General features: G+C 54.9%; 17 protein-coding genes. 4 read left to right on the top strand and 13 right to left on the bottom strand.

The window, feature by feature from the left end; all coding sequences use genetic code 11:
- Positions 1-31 precede the first annotated feature (31 nt).
- Positions 32-811 (top strand): envelope biogenesis factor ElyC, encoded by a 780-nt coding sequence (elyC, locus tag MOQ06_RS20500; protein WP_148421036.1) that lies wholly within the window; start codon positions 32-34, stop codon positions 809-811.
- On the opposite strand, the gene MOQ06_RS20505 is transcribed toward elyC, so the two are convergent.
- The 13 genes from MOQ06_RS20505 to MOQ06_RS20565 form a co-directional block, all read right to left on the bottom strand.
- Entirely contained in the window at positions 788-1,681 is an 894-nt protein-coding gene (locus tag MOQ06_RS20505; RefSeq protein WP_148421038.1) for a YcbJ family phosphotransferase, read from the bottom strand. The two genes, elyC and MOQ06_RS20505, sit on opposite strands and share 24 nt — an antisense overlap.
- Before the next feature lie 142 nt (positions 1,682-1,823).
- On the bottom strand, positions 1,824-2,570 hold the full coding sequence (gene kdsB / locus MOQ06_RS20510) for a 3-deoxy-manno-octulosonate cytidylyltransferase (RefSeq protein WP_148421040.1): 747 nt from the start codon (positions 2,568-2,570) through the stop codon (positions 1,824-1,826).
- Positions 2,567-2,749, bottom strand: coding sequence for a protein YcaR (ycaR, locus tag MOQ06_RS20515; protein ID WP_006174474.1), 183 nt, complete (start codon positions 2,747-2,749; stop codon positions 2,567-2,569). The genes kdsB and ycaR overlap by 4 nt, the downstream gene beginning before the upstream one ends.
- Positions 2,750-2,794: 45 nt before the next feature.
- Positions 2,795-4,024: a winged helix-turn-helix domain-containing protein gene (locus MOQ06_RS20520; RefSeq protein ID WP_242174624.1), complete on the bottom strand. Its 1,230-nt coding sequence runs from the start codon at positions 4,022-4,024 to the stop codon at positions 2,795-2,797.
- Positions 4,025-4,067: 43 nt separating this feature from the next.
- Complete coding sequence (lpxK, locus tag MOQ06_RS20525) at positions 4,068-5,045, bottom strand: tetraacyldisaccharide 4'-kinase (protein ID WP_242174625.1); 978 nt, start codon at positions 5,043-5,045, stop codon at positions 4,068-4,070.
- Positions 5,042-6,790 (bottom strand): lipid A ABC transporter ATP-binding protein/permease MsbA, encoded by a 1,749-nt coding sequence (msbA, locus tag MOQ06_RS20530; protein ID WP_176610724.1) that lies wholly within the window; start codon positions 6,788-6,790, stop codon positions 5,042-5,044. The genes lpxK and msbA overlap by 4 nt, the downstream gene beginning before the upstream one ends.
- A gap of 36 nt (positions 6,791-6,826) precedes the next feature.
- Positions 6,827-9,091 carry a ComEC family protein gene (locus MOQ06_RS20535; protein ID WP_242174626.1) on the bottom strand — a complete coding sequence of 755 codons (2,265 nt, stop codon included), beginning with the start codon at positions 9,089-9,091 and terminating at the stop codon, positions 6,827-6,829.
- Between the two features lie 211 nt (positions 9,092-9,302).
- Positions 9,303-9,590, bottom strand: a complete 288-nt coding sequence (gene ihfB, locus MOQ06_RS20540) for an integration host factor subunit beta (protein WP_003858233.1) — start codon at positions 9,588-9,590, stop codon at positions 9,303-9,305.
- Positions 9,591-9,760: 170 nt separating this feature from the next.
- Complete coding sequence (gene rpsA / locus MOQ06_RS20545) at positions 9,761-11,434, bottom strand: 30S ribosomal protein S1 (protein WP_003858235.1); 1,674 nt, start codon at positions 11,432-11,434, stop codon at positions 9,761-9,763.
- Between the two features lie 111 nt (positions 11,435-11,545).
- Positions 11,546-12,229 (bottom strand): (d)CMP kinase, encoded by a 684-nt coding sequence (gene cmk / locus MOQ06_RS20550; RefSeq protein ID WP_152084089.1) that lies wholly within the window; start codon positions 12,227-12,229, stop codon positions 11,546-11,548.
- 185 nt (positions 12,230-12,414) lie between these two features.
- Complete coding sequence (gene aroA / locus MOQ06_RS20555) at positions 12,415-13,698, bottom strand: 3-phosphoshikimate 1-carboxyvinyltransferase (protein ID WP_242174627.1); 1,284 nt, start codon at positions 13,696-13,698, stop codon at positions 12,415-12,417.
- Between the two features lie 70 nt (positions 13,699-13,768).
- Positions 13,769-14,857, bottom strand: a complete 1,089-nt coding sequence (gene serC, locus MOQ06_RS20560; RefSeq protein ID WP_242174628.1) for a 3-phosphoserine/phosphohydroxythreonine transaminase — start codon at positions 14,855-14,857, stop codon at positions 13,769-13,771.
- A 162-nt stretch (positions 14,858-15,019) separates the two neighbouring features.
- Entirely contained in the window at positions 15,020-15,712 is a 693-nt protein-coding gene (locus MOQ06_RS20565) for a DUF421 domain-containing protein (protein WP_176610727.1), read from the bottom strand.
- Positions 15,713-15,839: 127 nt separating this feature from the next.
- Here MOQ06_RS20565 and ycaO point away from each other — a divergent pair, with 127 nt between their 5' ends.
- The 3 genes from ycaO (at position 15,840) to pflB (ending at position 21,198) form a co-directional block, all read left to right on the top strand.
- On the top strand, positions 15,840-17,600 hold the full coding sequence (ycaO, locus tag MOQ06_RS20570; RefSeq protein WP_242174629.1) for a 30S ribosomal protein S12 methylthiotransferase accessory factor YcaO: 1,761 nt from the start codon (positions 15,840-15,842) through the stop codon (positions 17,598-17,600).
- Positions 17,601-18,006: 406 nt separating this feature from the next.
- Positions 18,007-18,864 (top strand): formate transporter FocA, encoded by an 858-nt coding sequence (gene focA / locus MOQ06_RS20575; RefSeq protein ID WP_176610729.1) that lies wholly within the window; start codon positions 18,007-18,009, stop codon positions 18,862-18,864.
- A gap of 51 nt (positions 18,865-18,915) precedes the next feature.
- Positions 18,916-21,198, top strand: coding sequence for a formate C-acetyltransferase (pflB, locus tag MOQ06_RS20580; RefSeq protein ID WP_003858247.1), 2,283 nt, complete (start codon positions 18,916-18,918; stop codon positions 21,196-21,198).
- Positions 21,199-21,283 lie beyond the last annotated feature (85 nt).

Consider the following 21,283-nt stretch of genomic DNA (forward strand, 5'->3'; position numbering starts at 1 on the left):
TGCTGTATGGTCAAAAAAGGAACCAAAAAGGATGCTTTTTACCCTAAAAAAATATATTGGAGGCATGATGCTTCCCCTACCCCTGCTGTTGATTATTATCGCGCTGGGGCTGGCACTGTTATGGTTTAGCCGGTTTCAGAAAAGCGGTAAATCCATCGTGACCGCGGGCTGGCTGGCGCTGCTGTTGCTCAGCCTGCAACCCGTCGCTGACGGTCTGTTACGCCCGATAGAAAACACCTACCCGACATGGCAGGGAAACCAGAAAGTGGGCTACATCGTGGTGCTGGGCGGTGGATATACGTGGGACCCGAACTGGGCCCCCAGCTCTAACCTGATCAACAATAGCCTGCCGCGTCTGAACGAGGGGATCCGCCTGTGGCTTGCCAATCCGGGATCGAAGATGATCTTCACGGGGGCCGCCGCAAAAACTAACCCGGTCAGCACCGCGGAAGCGGGTGCAAGAGTGGCTGAATCGCTTGGCGTGCCGCGTTCCGCCATCATTACTTTGGACAGCCCGAAGGATACCGAAGAGGAGGCGGCGGCGGTAAAACAGGCCATCGGCGACGTACCGTTCCTGCTGGTGACCTCTGCATCACACCTTCCACGCGCGATGATATTCTTTGAGAAGCAAGGCCTGCATCCGCTGCCAGCCCCGGCAAACCAGCTGGCTATCGACGCGCCGCTTAATACGTGGGAACGGATTATCCCGTCTCCGGTATGGCTGATGCACAGCGACCGCGTCGGATACGAGTCGCTAGGCCGCCTCTGGCAGTGGCTCAAAGGGTCGTCAGGCAAGCCAGGGCAAGAGTGATTTTGCGGCAAGGTCGAAGCCGGCGCGATTAAATCGCCCGGTGTTGACCAGCTGCGCGACCTCATCCCACAGCAGATAGAGCCAGCGACGCCAGAGGAACGCTTCCGCAACGGGGGCGCGCTGAAGGTAGTGCCAGAGCAAATCTTCCGCCGCCCCGCCCTCGCTCAGCCTGAACAGCTCGTACTCACGCGGCGCCCAGAGCATGATCCCCGGCCCGAGCATCGCAAGAAGCTGGTCGCTGCGGGGATCTTTTAACATGCTGCGCAGCGTGAAGTTGCCGTGCACCAGCACGCAGTTGTCGTTAAACCCCTCAAACAGCGTCGGCAGGCATTCCCGGGTGCGAAACAGAATGCGTTTGTCCTGCATCGTTAAGCCGGTGTTGTTGAACTGATTGAGCGTGCCCCACAGCACTTCAACGCGCTGGCGATACCACAGCGGCCAGAGGTTTTCCTGGGTGCTGTCTACCGCGCCAACCAGGCCGCGGCTGTCCTGCCGGTGCCAGGCAAGGAGAGCCTCAACAATCTGATCCTTCAGCTGTTCCCACCGCTCGGGCGTACGCGCCGGGGCTTCAACAGAGACGCCGCGTAAACGCTCGATAAGCAGGACATCCGGCCCAGGATGCTCCTCATGCGTCATCACGCCGTAAACCGTGGGCATACGCACCGTTCCTTCCCGCGCCAGCATCGACATTTTCCACGCCAGCTGTCTGGCGACGCCCGGTGAGGTAAAGCTTCTGGCCATCAGCGGCATGGGGTGTCCCTGACTGTCATACAATGACCAGAGCGCGGTATCGGCCTTTTCATTCACGCATTCCACCCGGCTTAGCTTTTCGCCAAGGAGATGGCTGAGTTCTGCACGCAGCTGTTCCATATGAGATTACCCCCATTAAGACTACTGCTTTTATAATGAGCGTGCGCGACCCGGATGTCACCCGGAAGAGATCAATAATGGACAAGAAAAGGAAAATAGCCTGGCGGGAGAACATCCCCTCAAACGAGGGGATGTTAACGAATTAACGCATTTCGACGCGAACGCGCTCGAGATCTTCAGGGGTATCCACGCCGGTGCCGGGCACTTCCCGGGCGACCGCAACGTGAATTTTCTCGCCGTACCACAGCACGCGAAGCTGTTCGAGCATTTCGATATGCTCAAGCGGGCTTGGTGCCCAGGCAACGTAGCGACGAATAAACCCTGCGCGGTAGCCGTAAATGCCAATATGGCGCAGGAAGGTGTCGCCAATCGTCTCTTTCGATTGCGCGAAACGATCGCGATCCCACGGAATGGTGGCGCGGGAGAAATAGAGCGCGTAGCCCTCTGCGTCCATGACCACTTTCACCGCATTTGGATTAAACGCCTCTTCAGCGTGGTGGATCGGCACCGCGAGGGTAGCCATGCCGACCTGACGCTGAGCCAGATTTTCGGCCACCTGACGGATGATCGCCGCCGGGATCGTCGGCTCATCACCCTGCACGTTCACAATCACCGTCTCGTCGCTAAAGCCGCACTTCTCGACGACTTCCGCCAGACGCTCGGTGCCCGACTGATGGTCGGCGCGGGTCATGCATACTTCCCCCCCCGCGGCCTCAACCGCGCGCGCGACGTCCGGGTGATCGGTCGCAACGATAACGCGCCCGGCCCCTGACTCACGCGCCCGTTCAAGGACGTGCACGATCATCGGTTTGCCGTTAATATCCACCAGCGGTTTACCTGGCAGGCGCGTTGAGGCATAACGCGCAGGAATAATGACAACAAAACTCATGGCTTGCTCTCTTCTGCCACCAGGGAACGGGCTTCGTTTTCCAGCAGGACCGGAATACCGTCACGCAGCGGGAACGCCAGGCTGTCCAGTTTGCAAATCAGCTCTTGTTTATCCTGGCTGTAATACAGTTTGCCGTTGCACACCGGGCAGGCAATAATTTCAAGTAAACGGTGATCCATAGTTCCTCCGTATGGGTAATCGCTAAAGCTTATCACATTCCCTTTTCAGAGAGTGTCTGTTTCCCAGCCGCCCAGGCAGGTTGTAAACAGCCCTGCGGGCACGCGGCCCAGCGTAATTTCACCTGCCCCCTGCCAGCGCGCAAATTCACTGAGAGCGGTCGTTAACCCTTTTTCCAGGCCAGCCGTGACCTTTACGCCCTCTTCAAGCCAGAGCGCGATAATCTCCAGAATGCCGGCTTTACGGTGCATTTTGGCATCCATGCGCCCGACAAGCTGCCCTTTGTGCAGCAGCGGCAAAACAAAATAGCCATACTGCCGCCTGGGCGCCGGGGTATAACATTCGAGACGGTAGCTAAAACCAAACAGCTGCTCGGCGCGCTTTCTGTCCCAGACAACCGGGTCAAACGGCGACAGCACGGCACTGTGGGTCGCCTGTAGTTTGCCCTCAAGCGCCTGCGGCAGCAGCGGGACGACATCCGCGTGTAGCCACATTTCACCTAACGTATCTACCGACACCGGAATAACGCGCTGCTCCTGATGCCACTGTTCCAGCAACGGTTTTAGCGCCGGCTGGCGCAGGCGATAGTAATCCGCCAGCCATTGGGGGCGAAATATCCCCAGGCTGCGGGCGCTGTTTTCAAGCATAACGGCTTCGGCTGCTTCCTGAGTAAGCAGGTCGCGAGCATCGTCCCAGTGCGGCATAACGCGGTGCGTGAGGTCATAGACGCGCTGAAAGTTGCGGCGCTCGACAACCATCACCTTGCCCGCCGTAAACAGCCCTTCCAGATGACGCTTGTGCGGCTTCCACTCCCACCAGCCACCGGCTCCTTTTCGCGGGTGTTCAAAATCCGCGGAGCGTACCGGGCCGTTTTCCTGAATATGGGCAATCAGTTGCTCAATTTCAGCCGCGTGTTCCGCCATCCAATCCTGCCGGTATTTCCAGCCCATGCTGTCCGGGGCGAGCATTCGGTGACGCACCAGCGCAAAATCGCTGCGCGGCAGAAAGCAGGCTTCGTGCGCCCAGTATTCCATCAGTTCGCCCTGGCTCAGCGCATTATCCAGCCATTGCGGTGGGTAGTTTCCCAGGCGGCTGAACAGAACCAGATACGGGCTGCGCGCCACGATGTTAATGGTGTCGATTTGCAGCAACGACATGCGCTGCACGGTAGAGAGGATATCCGCTGGACGCGCGCGGCGGCGGGGCTTTCGTAAAAGCCCCTGCGCGGCGAGATGCAGGTTACGTGCGGCTGCAAGTGAAAGTTGCGGTAGAGACATGCGTTTTCCTGTCAGTCAAAGCGCCACCGGAACCGCGTTGAAGTTACTGCACTAACGCGAGCAGTTCCTTGAGCAATTGTTCCGGCTGCTCGCCGCTGAGTTCGGCGTCAACCGGCAGGTACCACCAGTTTGCTTTCGCAAAGGCCCGGCATTTTACCGCGTCTTTTTCCGTCATGATCAGCGTCTGCCCGGGCGCGGTCAGCCCTTCGATCGCTTCGGCAACTAACGCCTGGTGATCGGCCAGCGGAACCCGCTTTTCAGGCCGGGCACCGCACTGCTCAAGCGTCGCGAAGAAACGCGGCGGATGGCCAATTCCGGCCATCGCCACCAGATGATCCAGCTGCGCGACGTCTCTGCGTTCGCCGGTCAGCATGTTCACCGCCTGTCCGGGGCGAAGACGCATAGGGATTTCGCCCGCTCTGGCTTCGCCACCGTTAACAATCACGGCATCTACGGTTTTCAGGCGCGACGCCCGCTCACGCATAGGACCGGCTGGCAGCCACCAGCCGTTGCCAAAACGACGAACGCCGTCAATGACCACTATCTCTTTATCACGCGCCAGCGCGTAATGCTGTAAGCCATCATCGGTGATTACGATCTGTACTTTGTGCTCCGCAAGCAGTGCTTTAACCGCATCGCTGCGCACCGGCGAGACCGCAACCGGCACGCCTGTACGCTGGTAGATAAGCACCGGCTCATCGCCGGCTTCGACGGTTGTCGTGTCAGGCGTCAGCAGCAGTGGATACTGCGCCGCCTTGCCACCGTAACCGCGGGAGACAACGCCCGGACGAATACCGCGCTTCTGGAGTTGCTCTACCAGCCAGATCGCAACCGGGGTTTTGCCGTTTCCGCCTGCCGTCAGGTTACCCACCACCACCACCGGCACCGGCGCGCGCCAGGCGCGCCTGATCCCGAGGCGGTAAAGCAGGCGAATACCACTGCTCACCAGGCCATACAGCCAGGAGAGCGGGAGGAGCAGCACCCACAGAGGAGATTCACCCGACCAGATGCGTGCAATCATTGACCGAACTGCATTTTATGAAGCTGGGCGTAAACACCGCGCTGTTCCAGCAGATCCATATGGCTGCCGCGTTCAACGATGACGCCGTCTTCCACCACCACGATTTCATCAGCCTGCTCAATGGTAGACAGACGGTGCGCGATAACCAGCGAGGTACGGTTTTTCTGAAGTTCATCCAGCGCCGACTGAATAGCGCGTTCAGATTCGGTATCCAGCGCGGACGTCGCTTCATCAAGGATCAGGATGGGGCTGTTGCGCAGGAGCGCACGGGCAATCGCGATACGCTGACGCTGACCACCGGAAAGCAGTACCCCGTTTTCACCAATGATGGTATCCAGACCATTATCCATCTTGTTGATGAAGTCCATCGCATAGGCCATACGCGCCGCATTCTCAATCTCTTCGCGGCTGTACTCTTCGGTACGGGCATAAGCAATATTATTCGCGACCGTATCGTTAAACAGATGCACGTTCTGCGATACCAGCGCGACCTGGTTACGCAGCGACTGTAGGGTATATTCCCGCAGATCGTGACCATCGAGCAGGATCTCGCCCTGATCGATATCGTAGAAACGGGTAATCAGGCTGGCAATCGTCGATTTGCCCGAACCGGAACGGCCGACCAGCGCAACGGTTTTACCCGCCGGAATCGACAGGCTAATATCGCGCAGCGCCGCCACTTCGCGGCCTGGATAAGTAAAGGTCACGTTGCGGAACTCAACGTCACCTTTTGCGCGCTCAATCACGCGTGTCCCTTCATCTTTTTCCTGCTCGGAATCGAGAATGCTGAACAGCGTCTGGCAGGCCGCCATCCCGCGCTGGAACTGGGCGTTGACGTTGGTCAGCGATTTCAGCGGACGCATCAGCGCAATCATGGACGAGAACACAACGGTGATGGTACCCGCGGTCAGGGTCTCCATAACGCTTGGGAAACTCGCTGCATACAGAACAAAGGCCAGGGCCAGAGAGGCGATCAGCTGAATAATGGGATCGGAAATCGACGAGGCCGATACCATTTTCATCCCCTGCAGGCGCATTTTGTTGCTGACCTTGTCAAAGCGTTTGGTTTCGACTTCCTGACCGCCGAAAATCAGCACTTCTTTATGGCCTTTCAGCATCTGCTCGGCGCTGGTGGTAACCTGCCCCATCGTGTTCTGCATATTTTTACTGATGCTGCGAAAACGTTTGGACACCACGCGGATCGCGATGGAGACTATTGGTGCCAGCACAATAAGGATGAGCGACAGCTGCCAGCTGTAGTAGAACATCATCGCAAACAGACCGATGATGGATGCGCCTTCACGCACCACGGTAATCAGCGCGCTGGACGACGACGACGCTACCTGCTCGGAATCGTAGGTAATACGAGACAGCAGCGTACCGGTTGACTGTTTGTCGAAGAAAGAGACCGGCATCCCCATCATATGGCTGAACAACCGGCGGCGCATGGTCATCACCACTTTACCGGATACCCAGGAGATGCAGTAGCTTGATACATAGCTGGAGATACCGCGTAAGATCATCAGCCCAATAACCACCAGCGGCATCCATAGCAGCACTGAACGATCCGTTTTACCAAAACCGTCATCCAGTAACGGTTTGAGAAGCGATAACATAAACGTATCGCTGGCCGCGTTGAGGACTAACGCTACGCCCGCCACGAACAAGCCTGCTTTGAAAGGAGCAATCATCGGCCAGAGCCGGCGGAACGTTTGCCACGTGGAGAGATCTTTGTCGTTATGCATTCAAAAAACCAGCATTTGTTGAAATAGCCGCATATTCTACCCGTTATCTACGGGCGCGCCAAACCACTGATGATACCAACGCGGTAAATTGTGCTCGCGTAAGCGGCGAATTTGCCTGCCGTGGTGCGAAAACGTCACGGATATTTGCCCGGACTGCGGGGTATCCAGCCAGAGATAACCCTCCTTTCGATAGCGCCGAAGCACCTTCACCGACGGGAAACGCCACGCGTTATAGCGGGCCATGGAGGCCAGCGAAATCGCCCCCTCCACGCGCTGAACCAGCGGCGCTGAGGACGAGGTGTTGCTGCCGTGATGCGGCACCTGAATCAGTGTAGACGCAAGCTGACGCCAGCGGTGGCTCAGCATCGCCAGTTCCGCCTGCGCTTCAATATCGCCGGTCAGTAAAACACTCTGCTCCCCGTCATCAATTTTTACCACGCAGGAGCGGTTGTTGCCTTTAGCGGCGGTGTTTTGCGGCGGCCAGTGCACGGTGAAGGATAATCCCTGCCACTGCCATCGCTGCCCGCGAAAACAGGGAAGATGCCCGGCCCAGGGTAAGGGACTCCTGACCCACATGGCAGGCCAGGCCGTTCGTAGCGATGCCAGCCCTCCCGCGTGATCGAGGTGCTCATGGCTCAGGATAACCCCTTCCGGCCTCAGATGATGCCAGCGTAGCCAGGGGATAATCAGCTGCTGCGCGCTGTCGCCACCGGGCCATGCCGGACCGGTATCATACAGAATGGCCTTCCCGTTACGCTCAACGACCATTGCCAGCCCCTGCCCCACGTCGAGCATATGCAGCGTCCAGCCGTCGGTTTTTGCCCTGTGCCAGAGCGGAAAGGAAAGCACGATACCGCCTGCCAGACATAGCGCAGGCGCTGTTCGCCAGGCGCGGAATCGCCAGCCAACTATCGCAAGCCATGGCAGCAACGTGAGGTACTGCCAGCGTTCATCAACGTCCTGCCAGCCATCCGGTAGGCGCTTCAGCAGCCAGAAAAGCCCTGCCAGAGACTTATCCGCTGCCAGCCACACGACATTTTCCAGCCCGGCCATCGGCAAGAGATGCAGCAGCATACCGAGCAGGATTAGCGGAACAGAGATAAAGGTGACCAGCGGAACCGCAAACAGATTCGCCACCAGCGAGGACAGGCTGAAGCCATGGAAAATGAGTACCTGAAGCGGTAACAACAGCAGCAGCATCCCGACCTGAAGATACAAAAGCGTAGCCAGCGGCCGCATGCGGCGGTCACGCAGCGGTTGCGGGAGTGGCAACCACTGATACCAGAAAATCAGCGCGGCTACCGCAAATGCCGACAACGCGAGGCTCTGCGACAGCACCGCCAGCGGATCGAAAATAAGGATTGCCGCCACGCAGGCAAGCCACACCTGCCAGGGTGACCACTGGCGACCGCTCATTCGTAACGCAGCCAGAACCGTAAGTGCCACAACCGTGCGCAGCGCCGGCGGCTGTAAGCCCGTTAACCACGCGTAAAACGCGGCAAAGCACAGTCCTGCCAGCAAGGGGGCTGGCCAGCGGATCCAGTGGCCCGGCAGGAAAAACTGAACGCCCCGCACCAGTAACCAGACCACGGAGGCGGCCAGGGCAATATGCAGTCCCGAGATTGCCATAAGGTGCATCGTCCCCGTCTCACGCATCAGATTTTTTATCTCCAGTGATACCGACAGGCGCTCCCCCATTCCCAGCCCCAGGATCACGGGCCCCCACTGATACGGCGAAAGTGTAGCCTGTAGCGATCCCAGATAGCGCGCACGCAGGCTACAGCGCTCGTCAACGATCTCCGCATGGGTAAATCGTCCGCTCAGCGTCTGGTGCCGGGCAAAGGCATTTTTCTGCGAATCATAGCCGCCGTCGTTGAGTTCACCGTGTACCGCCCTTAGCCGCAGGGTCATCGCCCAGCGCTGCCCTACGCAGACGCGCTGTGGCAGATAGTTACCATACATCGCCACTCCCGTTGCACCCCAGATACGCCTACCATTGAGGCTGACAATTTTCCCCTGGTGCATCGTTGCGCCATCCGTTGCCGTTATCACCACCTCTGCCTGCTGCGGCCCTTTTGTTAAATGGTTCATCGGCCATACGCCCTGGTGTGCCGCCAGCATACCCCAGCAAAAAAAGAGCAACCCTAAGCCTGAAAACGTTAGCCATTTTCTCTGCGGCACGGCCAACGCAACGCCTGCGGCAATCATCATCCAGATAGTGGGCAAACCTGGCAAAGCGGGTAGCCAGTAGAGCGGAATTATGGCCAGAATGGCGCAAATACTGATGACGTGGATCCCCATTTTCACCTCCCTGTTAAAGGCGAGTATGCGGCGAAACTGGCGCGTCGTCAGACGGAAAAGGCTTGGTTTACGGCGGGCGCTGCAGCGCTTTTAGGCGTTTGCAGAAAACTAAGGAAGATAGTGCGGCGGAGATTCAGAAATGAAGGGATGGGTACAAAAAAAGCACCCTAAGGTGCTTTCTTTAAACTCAGTTAAACCCTGCGGGCTAAACTCAGTTACCGTAAATATTGGCGCGGTCGCGCAGTTCTTTACCCGGCTTAAAGTGCGGAACATACTTACCTTCCAGCTCCACTTTATCGCCAGTCTTCGGGTTACGCCCGGTGCGTGGTGCACGATAGTGCAGAGAAAAACTACCGAAACCGCGGATTTCAATGCGCTCGCCCTGGGCAAGAGTGGTGGCCATATGCTCCAGCATCTCTTTAACGGCATCTTCCACAGCCTTAGCAGGGATATGCGGTTGCTGACTGGCAAGTCTTTCAATCAATTCTGACTTGGTCATGATTCCTCCGGTTCCTTTCAAACCAATTAGCTGAACAGCTCATTAAACAAGGGCGGCCGTAGCCGCCCTTTGTTATTGATTACAGGACGAATCCTGCAATCTGTCAAGTCTGCTCTCCATCCTTCACGCTGTAAATGCGTTACAGCTCAAATGATGGTACAAACCTGAACTTACTCGCCTTTAGCTGCTTTGAAAGCTTCAGCCATTGCGTTGTTAGAGAAGTTTGCATCTTCCTGTTTGTTCACAGTTGCGATTGCATCTTTCTCATCAGCTTCGTCTTTAGCACGAACAGACAGGCTGATTGCACGGTTCTTACGGTCAACGCCGGTGAACTTAGCTTCAACGTCGTCGCCAACGCTCAGAACCAGAGTTGCATCTTCAACGCGGTCACGTGAAGCTTCGGAAGCGCGCAGGTAACCTTCAACGCCGTCAGCCAGTTCTACGGTTGCGCCTTTCGCGTCAACTGCAGTCACTTTACCGTTTACGATTGCGCCTTTCTTGTTCAGTGCAACCCAGTTGTTGAACGGATCTTCTGCGAGCTGTTTAACGCCCAGTGAGATACGCTCACGCTCTGCGTCAACCTGCAGAACAACTGCTGCGATTTCGTCGCCTTTTTTGTATTCACGTACTGCTTCTTCGCCTGCAACGTTCCAGGAGATGTCAGACAGGTGAACCAGGCCATCGATGCCGCCGTCCAGGCCGATGAAGATACCGAAGTCAGTGATAGACTTGATTTTACCTTCAACACGGTCGCCCTTGTTGTGGGTTTCCGCGAACTGCTGCCATGGGTTGTTTTTGCACTGCTTCAGGCCCAGGGAGATACGACGACGTTCTTCGTCGATATCCAGAACCATCACTTCCACTACATCACCAACGTTAACAACTTTGGATGGGTGGATGTTTTTGTTGGTCCAGTCCATTTCGGAAACGTGCACCAGGCCTTCAACGCCTTCTTCGATTTCAACGAAGCAGCCGTAGTCAGTCAGGTTAGTAACGCGACCAGTCAGTTTAGTACCTTCTGGGTAACGCTTAGCGATAGCTACCCATGGATCTTCGCCCAGCTGTTTCAGGCCGAGGGATACACGAGTACGCTCGCGGTCGAACTTCAGCACTTTAACAGTGATTTCGTCGCCCACGTTCACGATTTCGCTTGGGTGCTTAACGCGTTTCCACGCCATGTCGGTGATGTGCAGCAGGCCATCAACGCCGCCCAGGTCAACGAATGCGCCGTAGTCAGTGAGGTTCTTAACGATACCTTTGACTTCCATGCCTTCCTGCAGGTTTTCCAGCAGCTGATCGCGTTCTGCGCTGTTTTCGGATTCGATAACGGCACGACGGGAAACAACAACGTTGTTACGCTTCTGGTCCAGCTTGATTACTTTGAACTCAAGCTCTTTGCCTTCGAGGTGCAGGGTGTCACGGACTGGACGAACGTCTACCAGTGAACCTGGCAGGAACGCACGAATACCATTCAGCTCAACAGTGAAGCCACCTTTAACTTTGCCGTTGATAACACCGACCACAGTTTCAGCTTCTTCGTAAGCTTTCTCCAGCGTGATCCATGCTTCGTGACGTTTAGCTTTCTCACGAGACAGCAGGGTTTCGCCGAAGCCGTCTTCTACTGCGTCCAGAGCAACGTCAACTTCGTCACCAACCTGGATTTCCAGCTCGCCCTGGGCGTTTTTGAACTGCTCAGCCGGGATGGCAGACTCAGATTTCAGACCGGCGTCAACCAGTACTACGTCTTTGTCGATAGCAACAACAACACCACGAACGATGGAACCCGGACGGGTTTCGATTTCTTTTAAGGATTCTTCAAACAGTTGAGCAAAAGATTCAGTCATGTTTAATCTTCAGGTTAATATTAACGTCCACCTGGCTCCGTGCCGGATGGGGTTGTTTCACATACCCGCCGTCAATCCATTGCAGCGGGGGTACTGCTAAATCGGTCGCAATTACGCGAGTGCCAGTTTTTGGCGCGCATATTGTAGCGCTTTTTCAATCACTTGCTCAATAGTTAAACTGGTTGAATCCAGCACTAATGCATCTTCTGCAGGAACAAGTGGAGCGACGGCGCGGTTACGATCGCGGTCATCGCGCTCTTTTATCTCGGATAAAAGGCGATCAAAGTTAACACTAAACCCCTTTTCCTGCAACTGAAGCATGCGGCGTTGAGCACGTTCTTCCGAAGAGGCGTCAAGGAAAATTTTCACTGGCGCATCAGGGAATACCACGGTTCCCATGTCGCGTCCGTCGGCGATAAGCCCGGGGGCTTCACGAAAACCGCGCTGACGACGTAACAGCGCTTCGCGAACGCGTGGGAATGCCGCGACCTGAGAGGCCGCGTTAGCCACTTCCTGCGTACGGATTTCACCGCTGACATCTTCCCCTTCCAGGATCACTTCGAGGTTGCCATCGGTAGAGACAAAGCGCACATCCAGATGCGCGGCCAGCGGCACCAGCGCTTCTTCAGAGGCAACATCCACATGATGATGCAGCGCAGCCAGAGCCAGCACGCGATAGATTGCTCCCGAATCTAAAAGATGCCATTGCAATGCTTCCGCCATCGCTTTGCACAGAGTACCTTTCCCTGCGCCACTTGGCCCATCAATGGTGATTACCGGGGCAACTGCCGTCATCTTTTTCTCCTTAATTAAGGCATACCGTTAACGTGAACGCCGCGCATTATACGCGCCAACGTGCGCAACTGTTACCTTTGCGTGTAAATTCCGGAATGATTGAAGCAGAGTGTAGAAGAAATGGGCGAAGATGACCGTCAGAAAGCGTAAGGAAATGCCGCATCGGGCGATGCGGCAGGTATGCATCAGGCAAGCGTGCTAATGCGCGCCAGCTGTTCGAAGTAGTCCGGGAAGGTTTTCGCCGTGCACTTCGGGTCAAGAATAGTGACTGGCGTATCTGAAAGCGCCACCAGCGAGAAACACATCGCCATACGGTGATCGTTGTAGGTGCCAATTTCCGCAAACTGGAGTTTCGCCGGCGGCGTGACGCGAATGTAGTCTTCGCCCTCTTCCACTTCGGCACCCACTTTACGCAGCTCGGTGGCCATCGCGAACAGGCGGTCGGTCTCTTTTACGCGCCAGTTATAGATGTTACGCAGCGTCGTGGTGCCTTTCGCAAATAGCGCTGCGGTGGCGATGGTCATTGCCGCATCAGGAATATGGTTCATGTCCATGTCGATGGCGTTCAGCTCGCCGCGCGTACAGGAGATGAAGTCATCGCCCCAGGTAACAACCGCGCCCATTTTTTCCAGCACGTCAGCAAAATGGATATCGCCCTGCACGCTGTTGCGGCCAATGCCGGTCACCCTGACGGTGCCGCCTTTGATCGCGCCCGCAGCCAGGAAGTAAGAAGCCGACGACGCGTCGCCTTCTACAAGATAGTTGCCCGGAGACTGATACTGCTGCGCTCCGCGCACCACAAAGCGCTGATAAGACTGGTTTTCCACCTCAACACCAAAGGTTTTCATCAGGTGCAGCGTGATATCAATGTACGGCTTAGAGACCAGGTCGCCTTTAATGCTAATGACGGTATCCTGTGGTGCCAGCGGTGCGGTCATCAGCAGTGCCGTCAGGAACTGGCTGGAGACGCTACCGTCCACCTCAACATTACCGCCAGTGAAACCACCGCGCAGACGCAGTGGCGGGTAGTTTTCCTGCTCAAGATAATCAATTTGCGCGCCGCCCTGACGCAGGGCATCCACCAGATGGCCGATCGGGCGCTCTTTCATGCGCGGCTCGCCGGTCAGCACAATATCGTTGCTTCCCAGGCACAACGCCGCCGCCAGCGGGCGCATTGCCGTACCGGCATTCCCCAGGAATAGCTCCAGCGCCTTAGCAGAACGTAACGCACCGCCGTTACCGGTGACTTCACAACGGGTACGATCCTCAGACAGCGTGTAATGAACTCCCAACGCTTTCAGCGCATTAAGCATATGGCGCACGTCATCGCTGTCCAGCAGGTTGGTAAGGACAGTGGTGCCGTTTGCCAGAGCTGCCAGCAGCAGAGCGCGGTTCGAGACACTTTTTGAACCAGGCAGATTAATGGTGCCATCTACCCGCGCGATAGGTTGTAACGTCAGGGATTCCATGAAACTCAACTCTCAACTCAACATAATAAAAACCCCGCAGCAAAACTGCGGGGGTGAAAAAAACAGCCAGTTAACCGTGACGACGCTCGAAGTCGATCATGAAATCAGTCAGGGCCTTAACGCCTTCCAGCGGCATAGCGTTATAGATAGAGGCACGCATACCGCCCACTACACGGTGACCTTTCAGCGCGTGCAGGCCCGCGGCGAAAGACTCTTCCAGGAACACGCTGTCCAGGTTACTGTCCGCCAGCTGGAACGGCACGTTCATACGTGAACGGTTAGCTTTGGCCACGTCGTTACGGTAGAAATCGCTCTTGTCGATCACGCCGTACAGCAGTTCGGCTTTCTGCTGATTAATCTTGTCCATCTCCGCCACGCCGCCTTTTTGCTTCAGCCATTTGAAGACCAGGCCGGAAAGATACCAGGCAAACGTGGGCGGGGTGTTGAACATAGAGTCGTTATCGTTCAGGACGGTGTAGTCCAGAATCGACGGGCAGGACTTATGGGCTTTGCCCAACAGGTCTTCACGCACGATGACGATGGTCAGGCCCGCGGGGCCGATATTTTTCTGCGCACCCGCGTAGATCACACCGTAGCGGCTGACGTCCAGCGGCGTGGACAGAATGGTGGAGGAGAAGTCCGCGGTCACAACCACGTTTTCGCCAAAGTCTGGCTCTTCGTGAATGGCGATGCCGTCAATGGTTTCGTTCGGGCAGTAGTGGAGATACGCCGCGTTGTCAGAAAGCTGCCATTCGCTCATCGGCTTCACGGCGCGCAGCCCGTCAACGGTCACTTTGGCATCGATAACGTTCGGCGTGCAGTATTTGTGCGCTTCTTTTACCGCACTGGCTGCCCAGTAGCCGGCATCAACGTAGTCAGCGGTGGTTTTGTCGCCCAGCAGGTTGAGCGGGATGCCCGCAAACTGACCGCGTCCACCGCCGTGACAGAACAATACTTTGTAGTTCGAGGGAATGTTCAGCAGATCGCGAAAATCCTTTTCTGCCTCTTCCGCTACCTGGATAAACGCTTTACCCCGGTGGCTGATTTCCATCACCGACGTACCCAGACCGTTCCAGTCACAAAGTTCCTGTTGAGCCTGTTTGAGTACGTCTGCCGGTAACATTGCCGGACCTGAACTGAAATTAAAGACTTGAGCCATTTCCCCTCACCACGCTAAATGCCATAAGTTATAACTGTGGATATCGGTTTTATCATTCAGTGACACGCGCCGCAATGTCTAAAACTTTTGACCGGAGAAATGTGCCCCTCGTCACACAAAACAATCTGCCGTACCGTTGTTATAAAACCGACAAAACCGCTGTCAGATGATGCGTTTAGCCCGGCTAACCTTCGTCCATTCTGGATTCGCACAGCGGGGGCATAATTGATGAGCGCCGGCCTGCATGACCACCACGTGGCTGCATTTTATGCAGGCATACTCCCCCGCGTCAGGCACGGTCTTGTACCGTTCAATGAGCATATCCGGCAGGATGCACAGTCCGGGCTTCACTTCCTCGTCGGGGTAGTAGTAGACGCTGATTTGACCGTTCGTTTCCATAATTGCCAGACGCACCTGGCCCAGCTGCTCAACGCTGCTTATGCGAAGCTCCATAAAGAACTCAAACTCCGTCATATTGGCGCGTTGCACATTCTCCCAGGCCAGCTGTCCGTCTTCGACTATAACCACCGGTTTCCCTTCGAACAGATCCTCTAGCTTTTCGCTTTTCGACATAAGCCACATGACCAGACGGTACAGCAGCGCAAGCGTTACGAAGACAATAAAGACCGGCACCATCGGCACATCGTCATAAAAGGCAACATCCCCTGCCGCCGACCCCAGCGTCAGGATGATCAGCACCTCAAACAGCGACATCTGGCGAACGCCGCGACGCCCGGTGATTTTCAGAAACAGGAAGACGAGCACAAAGGTGTACAGGCTGCGCAGCGCCACTTCGCCTAAAAACTCTGGTGGGACTTTATCAAACGCCATCCGCTGGAGATCAAATGCTTTCATTTTTCTATGCCTTAACAGTAGGTTACTGTCTATAAGCATAGCCCAGCCATTTATTTTCGCCGGAGATAGCACCCGTCACGCAAAACCCGTATCATTGCGCGCTTTACGTACGATAAAAGTGAACGCCATGACTCAAACGTTTATCCCCGGCAAAGACGCCGCTCTGGAAGATTCCATCGCTCGCTTCCAGCAGAAACTGACCGACCTGGGCTTTAATATCGAAGAAGCCTCCTGGCTGAACCCGGTGCCTCACGTCTGGTCTGTGCACATTCGCGACAAAGACTGCGCGCTGTGCTTTACCAACGGTAAAGGCGCAACCAAAAAAGCGGCGCTGGCCTCTGCGCTGGGCGAGTATTTTGAACGTCTGTCGACCAACTACTTTTTCGCCGACTTCTGGCTGGGCGATACCATCGCCAACGGCCCGTTCGTTCACTATCCGAATGAAAAATGGTTCCCGCTGACTGAAGACGACGAACTGCCGGAAGGCATTCTTGATGCCCGCCTGCGCGCGTTCTACGATCCGGAAAACGAACTGACCGCCAGCATGCTGATCGATTTACAGTCCGGCAATGAAGACCGCGGGATCTGTGCCCTGCCGTTCACACGCCAGTCTGATGAGCAGACCGTTTATATTCCGATGAACATCGTCGGCAACCTGTATGTGTCGAACGGCATGTCCGCCGGTAACACCCGCAACGAAGCGCGCGTGCAGGGATTATCTGAAGTCTTCGAACGCCACATCAAAAATCGCATTATTGCTGAGTCCATCAGCCTGCCGGAGATCCCGGCTGACGTGCTTGCGCGCTACCCGGGCGTGGTGGAATCCATCGCTAAACTGGAAGCGGAAGGTTTCCCTATCTTTGCCTATGACGGTTCACTGGGCGGCAAATATCCGGTTATCTGCGTCGTGCTGTTCAACCCGGCAAACGGCACCTGCTTTGCCTCCTTCGGCGCGCATCCGGACTTTGGCGTGGCGCTGGAGCGTACCGTCACCGAACTGCTGCAGGGTCGTAGCCTGAAGGATCTCGACGTGTTTACACCGCCAACCTTTGATGACGAAGAAGTGGCCGAGCACACCAACCTCGAAACGCACTTCATCGACTCCAGCGGTTTGATCTCCTGGGATATGTTCAAGCAGGATGCAGACTATCCGTTCGTGGACTGGAGCTTTGCCGGTACGACCGAAGAAGAGTTCGCCACCCTGATGGCAATCTTCAACGCCGAAGATCGCGAAGTCTACATTGCCGACTATGAACATCTGGGCGTTTACGCGTGCCGTATTATCGTGCCGGGCATGTCCGACATCTATCCGGCAGAAGATCTGTGGCTGGCAAACAACAGCATGGGTGCGCACCTGCGCGAAACCCTGCTGGCCCTGCCGGGCAGCGAGTGGGATAAAGAGGATTATCTGAACCTGATCGCCCAACTGGACGAAGAAGGCCACGATGATTTCACCCGCGTGCGCGAGCTGCTGGGTCTGGCAACCGGTAAGGATAACGGCTGGTACACGCTGCGCATCGGCGAACTGAAGGCGATGCTGGCGCTGGCGGGCGGCGATCTGGATCAGGCCCTGGCCTGGACAGAATGGACGATGGAATTTAACCAGTCGGTCTTCTCTGCCGAGCGCACTAACTATTACCGTTGCCTGCAAACGTTGCTTCTGCTGTCTCAGGAAGACGACCGTGAACCACTGCAGTACCTGAATGCGTTTGTGCGTATGTACGGTGCAGACGCCGTTGAAGCCGCCAGCGCGGCGCTGAGCGGTGAAGCGCCATTCTATGGCCTGCAGACGGTAGACAGCGATCTGAAAGCCTTCCCGGCACATCAGTCTCTGCTCAACGCCTATGAAAAATTACAGAAGGCAAAAGCCGCTTACTGGTCAAAATAAGCGCATATAACATTAATGGCAGTAGGCGTATTCACTCGCCTGAGCTATATTACGGGGCAATTTCATTGCCCCTTTTTTTATTTTTTCGCGCAATGACGTTTGATTGTAATAATTAAGTTAACTACGGGTAAATATAATAATACTTACCTGCGTTTTACTGTTACTTATTATGGCAAATACTCCATTTTAATTAACTGTTTTAAGGGAGGTGGACTGAAAAAATTCAACTCTTTTCATAACTTTTAAAATTTATTTTTATACGGATAATCAAATACTTACTCCGCTTTTGCTGTAAAACCATACACACTGCGGGCCTATAAGCCAGGCGAGATATGATCTATATCAATTTCTCTTCTATAATGCTTTGTTAGTATCTCGTCGCCGACTTAATAAAGAGAGAGTTAGTGTGAAAGCTGACAACCCTTTTGATCTATTACTCCCCGCTGCGATGGCGAAAGTTGCCGAAGAAGCGGGTGTCTATAAAGCAACGAAACATCCGATGAAGACGTTCTATCTGGCGATCACGGCTGGTGTGTTCATCTCTATCGCTTTCGTCTTCTATATCACCGCTACCACCGGTACTGCCGCGATGCCTTACGGCATAGCCAAACTGATTGGCGGCATCTGCTTCTCGCTGGGTTTGATTCTTTGCGTCATCTGCGGCGCCGATCTCTTCACCTCAACGGTGTTGATTGTTGTGGCGAAAGCCAGCGGAAGGATCACCTGGGGTCAACTGGCGCGCAACTGGCTTAACGTCTACGTTGGTAACCTGATTGGCTGTCTGCTCTTTGTTTTGTTGATGTGGCTTTCTGGCGAGTACATGACCGCCAACGGCGGATGGGGGCTTAACGTCCTGCAAACCGCTGACCACAAAATGCACCATACATTTATCGAAGCCGTTGCTCTCGGCATCCTTGCTAACCTGATGGTCTGCCTGGCGGTGTGGATGAGCTACTCTGGTCGTAGCCTGATGGATAAAGCCATGATTATGGTTCTGCCGGTTGCGATGTTTGTTGCCAGCGGCTTTGAGCACAGTATTGCGAATATGTTCATGATCCCGATGGGGATTGTTATCCGCAACTTTGCAAGCCCGGAGTTCTGGACTGCTGTTGGTTCAACCCCGGAAAGTTTCTCTCACCTGACTATTATGAATTTCATTACCGATAACCTGATCCCCGTCACTATCGGGAACATTATCGGTGGGGGTCTGTTAGTTGGGTTGACATACTGGGTCATTTACCTGCGTGGCGGCGACCATCATTGATGGTTGTCTCAGGCAGTAAATAAAAAATCCACTTAAGAAGGTAGGTGTTACATGTCCGAGCTTAATGAAAAGTTAGCCACAGCCTGGGAAGGTTTTACAAAAGGTGACTGGCAGAATGAAGTAAACGTCCGTGACTTCATTCAGAAAAACTATACCCCGTATGAAGGTGACGAATCCTTCCTGGCTGGTGCAACTGACGCAACCACCAAGCTGTGGGACAGCGTAATGGAAGGCGTTAAACTGGAAAACCGCACTCACGCGCCAGTTGATTTTGACACCTCCGTTGCTTCCACCATCACTTCTCACGATGCTGGCTACATCAACAAAGCCCTTGAGAAAATCGTTGGTCTGCAAACTGAAGCACCACTGAAACGCGCAATCATCCCGTTCGGTGGTATCAAAATGGTTGAAGGTTCCTGCAAAGCGTATAACCGCGAGCTGGACCCAATGCTGAAAAAAATCTTCACCGAATACCGTAAAACCCACAACCAGGGTGTATTCGATGTTTACACCAAAGACATTCTGAACTGCCGTAAATCTGGCGTTCTGACTGGTCTGCCAGATGCATATGGCCGTGGCCGTATCATCGGTGACTACCGTCGCGTTGCGCTGTACGGTATCGACTTCCTGATGAAAGACAAATACGCGCAGTTCGTCTCCCTGCAGTCCGATCTGGAAAACGGCGTAAACCTGGAAGCGACTATCCGTCTGCGTGAAGAGATTGCTGAACAGCACCGCGCGCTGGGTCAGATCAAAGAGATGGCGGCTAAATACGGCTGCGATATCTCCGGTCCTGCTACCAACGCTCAGGAAGCTATCCAGTGGACCTACTTCGGCTACCTGGCCGCGGTTAAGTCTCAGAACGGTGCAGCGATGTCCTTCGGCCGCGTATCCACCTTCCTGGATGCGTACATCGAACGTGACCTGAAAGCAGGTAAAATCACCGAGCAAGACGCTCAGGAAATGATTGACCACCTGGTCATGAAACTGCGTATGGTTCGCTTCCTGCGTACCCCAGAATATGATGAGCTGTTCTCTGGTGACCCAATCTGGGCAACAGAATCTATCGGTGGTATGGGCGTAGATGGCCGTACTCTGGTAACCAAAAACAGCTTCCGCTTCCTGAACACCCTGTACACCATGGGTCCTTCTCCGGAGCCGAACATCACCGTTCTGTGGTCTGAAAAACTGCCTCTGAACTTCAAGAAATTCGCCGCTAAAGTGTCCATCGACACCTCTTCTCTGCAGTACGAGAACGATGACCTGATGCGTCCTGACTTCAACAACGATGACTACGCTATCGCTTGCTGCGTAAGCCCAATGGTTGTTGGTAAACAAATGCAGTTCTTCGGTGCGCGTGCAAACCTGGCGAAAACCATGCTGTACGCAATCAACGGCGGCGTTGATGAAAAACTGAAAATGCAGGTTGGTCCTAAGTCTGAACCAATCAAAGGCGACGTGCTGAACTATGACGAAGTTATGGATCGCATGGACCACTTCATGGACTGGCTGGCTAAGCAGTACGTGACTGCGCTGAACGTTATCCACTACATGCACGACAAGTACAGCTACGAAGCTTCTCTGATGGCGCTGCACGACCGTGACGTTGTTCGCACCATGGCATGCGGTATCGCAGGTCTGTCCGTTGCGGCTGACTCCCTGTCCGCAATCAAATATGCGAAAGTTAAACCAATTCGTGACGAAGATGGTCTGGCTATCGACTTCGAAATCGAAGGCGAATATCCGCAGTTTGGTAACAACGACGCTCGCGTTGATGACATGGCGGTTGACCTGGTAGAACGTTTCATGAAGAAAATTCAGAAACTCACTACCTACCGTAACGCTATCCCGACTCAGTCTGTTCTGACCATCACCTCTAACGTTGTGTATGGTAAGAAAACCGGTAACACCCCAGACGGTCGTCGTGCTGGCGCGCCATTTGGCCCAGGTGCTAACCCAATGCACGGTCGTGACCAGAAAGGTGCTGTTGCCTCTCTGACCTCCGTTGCTAAACTGCCGTTTGCTTACGCGAAGGATGGTATCTCTTACACCTTCTCTATCGTGCCAAACGCGCTGGGTAAAGATGACGAAGTACGTAAAACTAACCTCGCGGGTCTGATGGATGGTTACTTCCACCACGAAGCGTCCATCGAAGGTGGTCAACACCTGAACGTGAACGTAATGAACCGTGAAATGCTGCTCGACGCGATGGAACATCCTGAGAAATATCCTCAGCTGACCATCCGCGTATCTGGCTACGCAGTACGTTTTAACTCCCTGACTAAAGAACAGCAGCAGGACGTTATCACCCGTACTTTCACTCAGTCCATGTAAGTGGAATTGACTGAAATCACGCGTTAAAAAGCGTACAATAAAGGCTCCACGTCAGTGGGGCCTTTTTCTTCCCCACCCCAGTCTC

The sequence above is a fragment of the Enterobacter sp. I4 genome (genome assembly GCF_022669095.1).
In the GTDB taxonomy this organism is placed as follows: domain Bacteria; phylum Pseudomonadota; class Gammaproteobacteria; order Enterobacterales; family Enterobacteriaceae; genus Enterobacter; species Enterobacter pasteurii.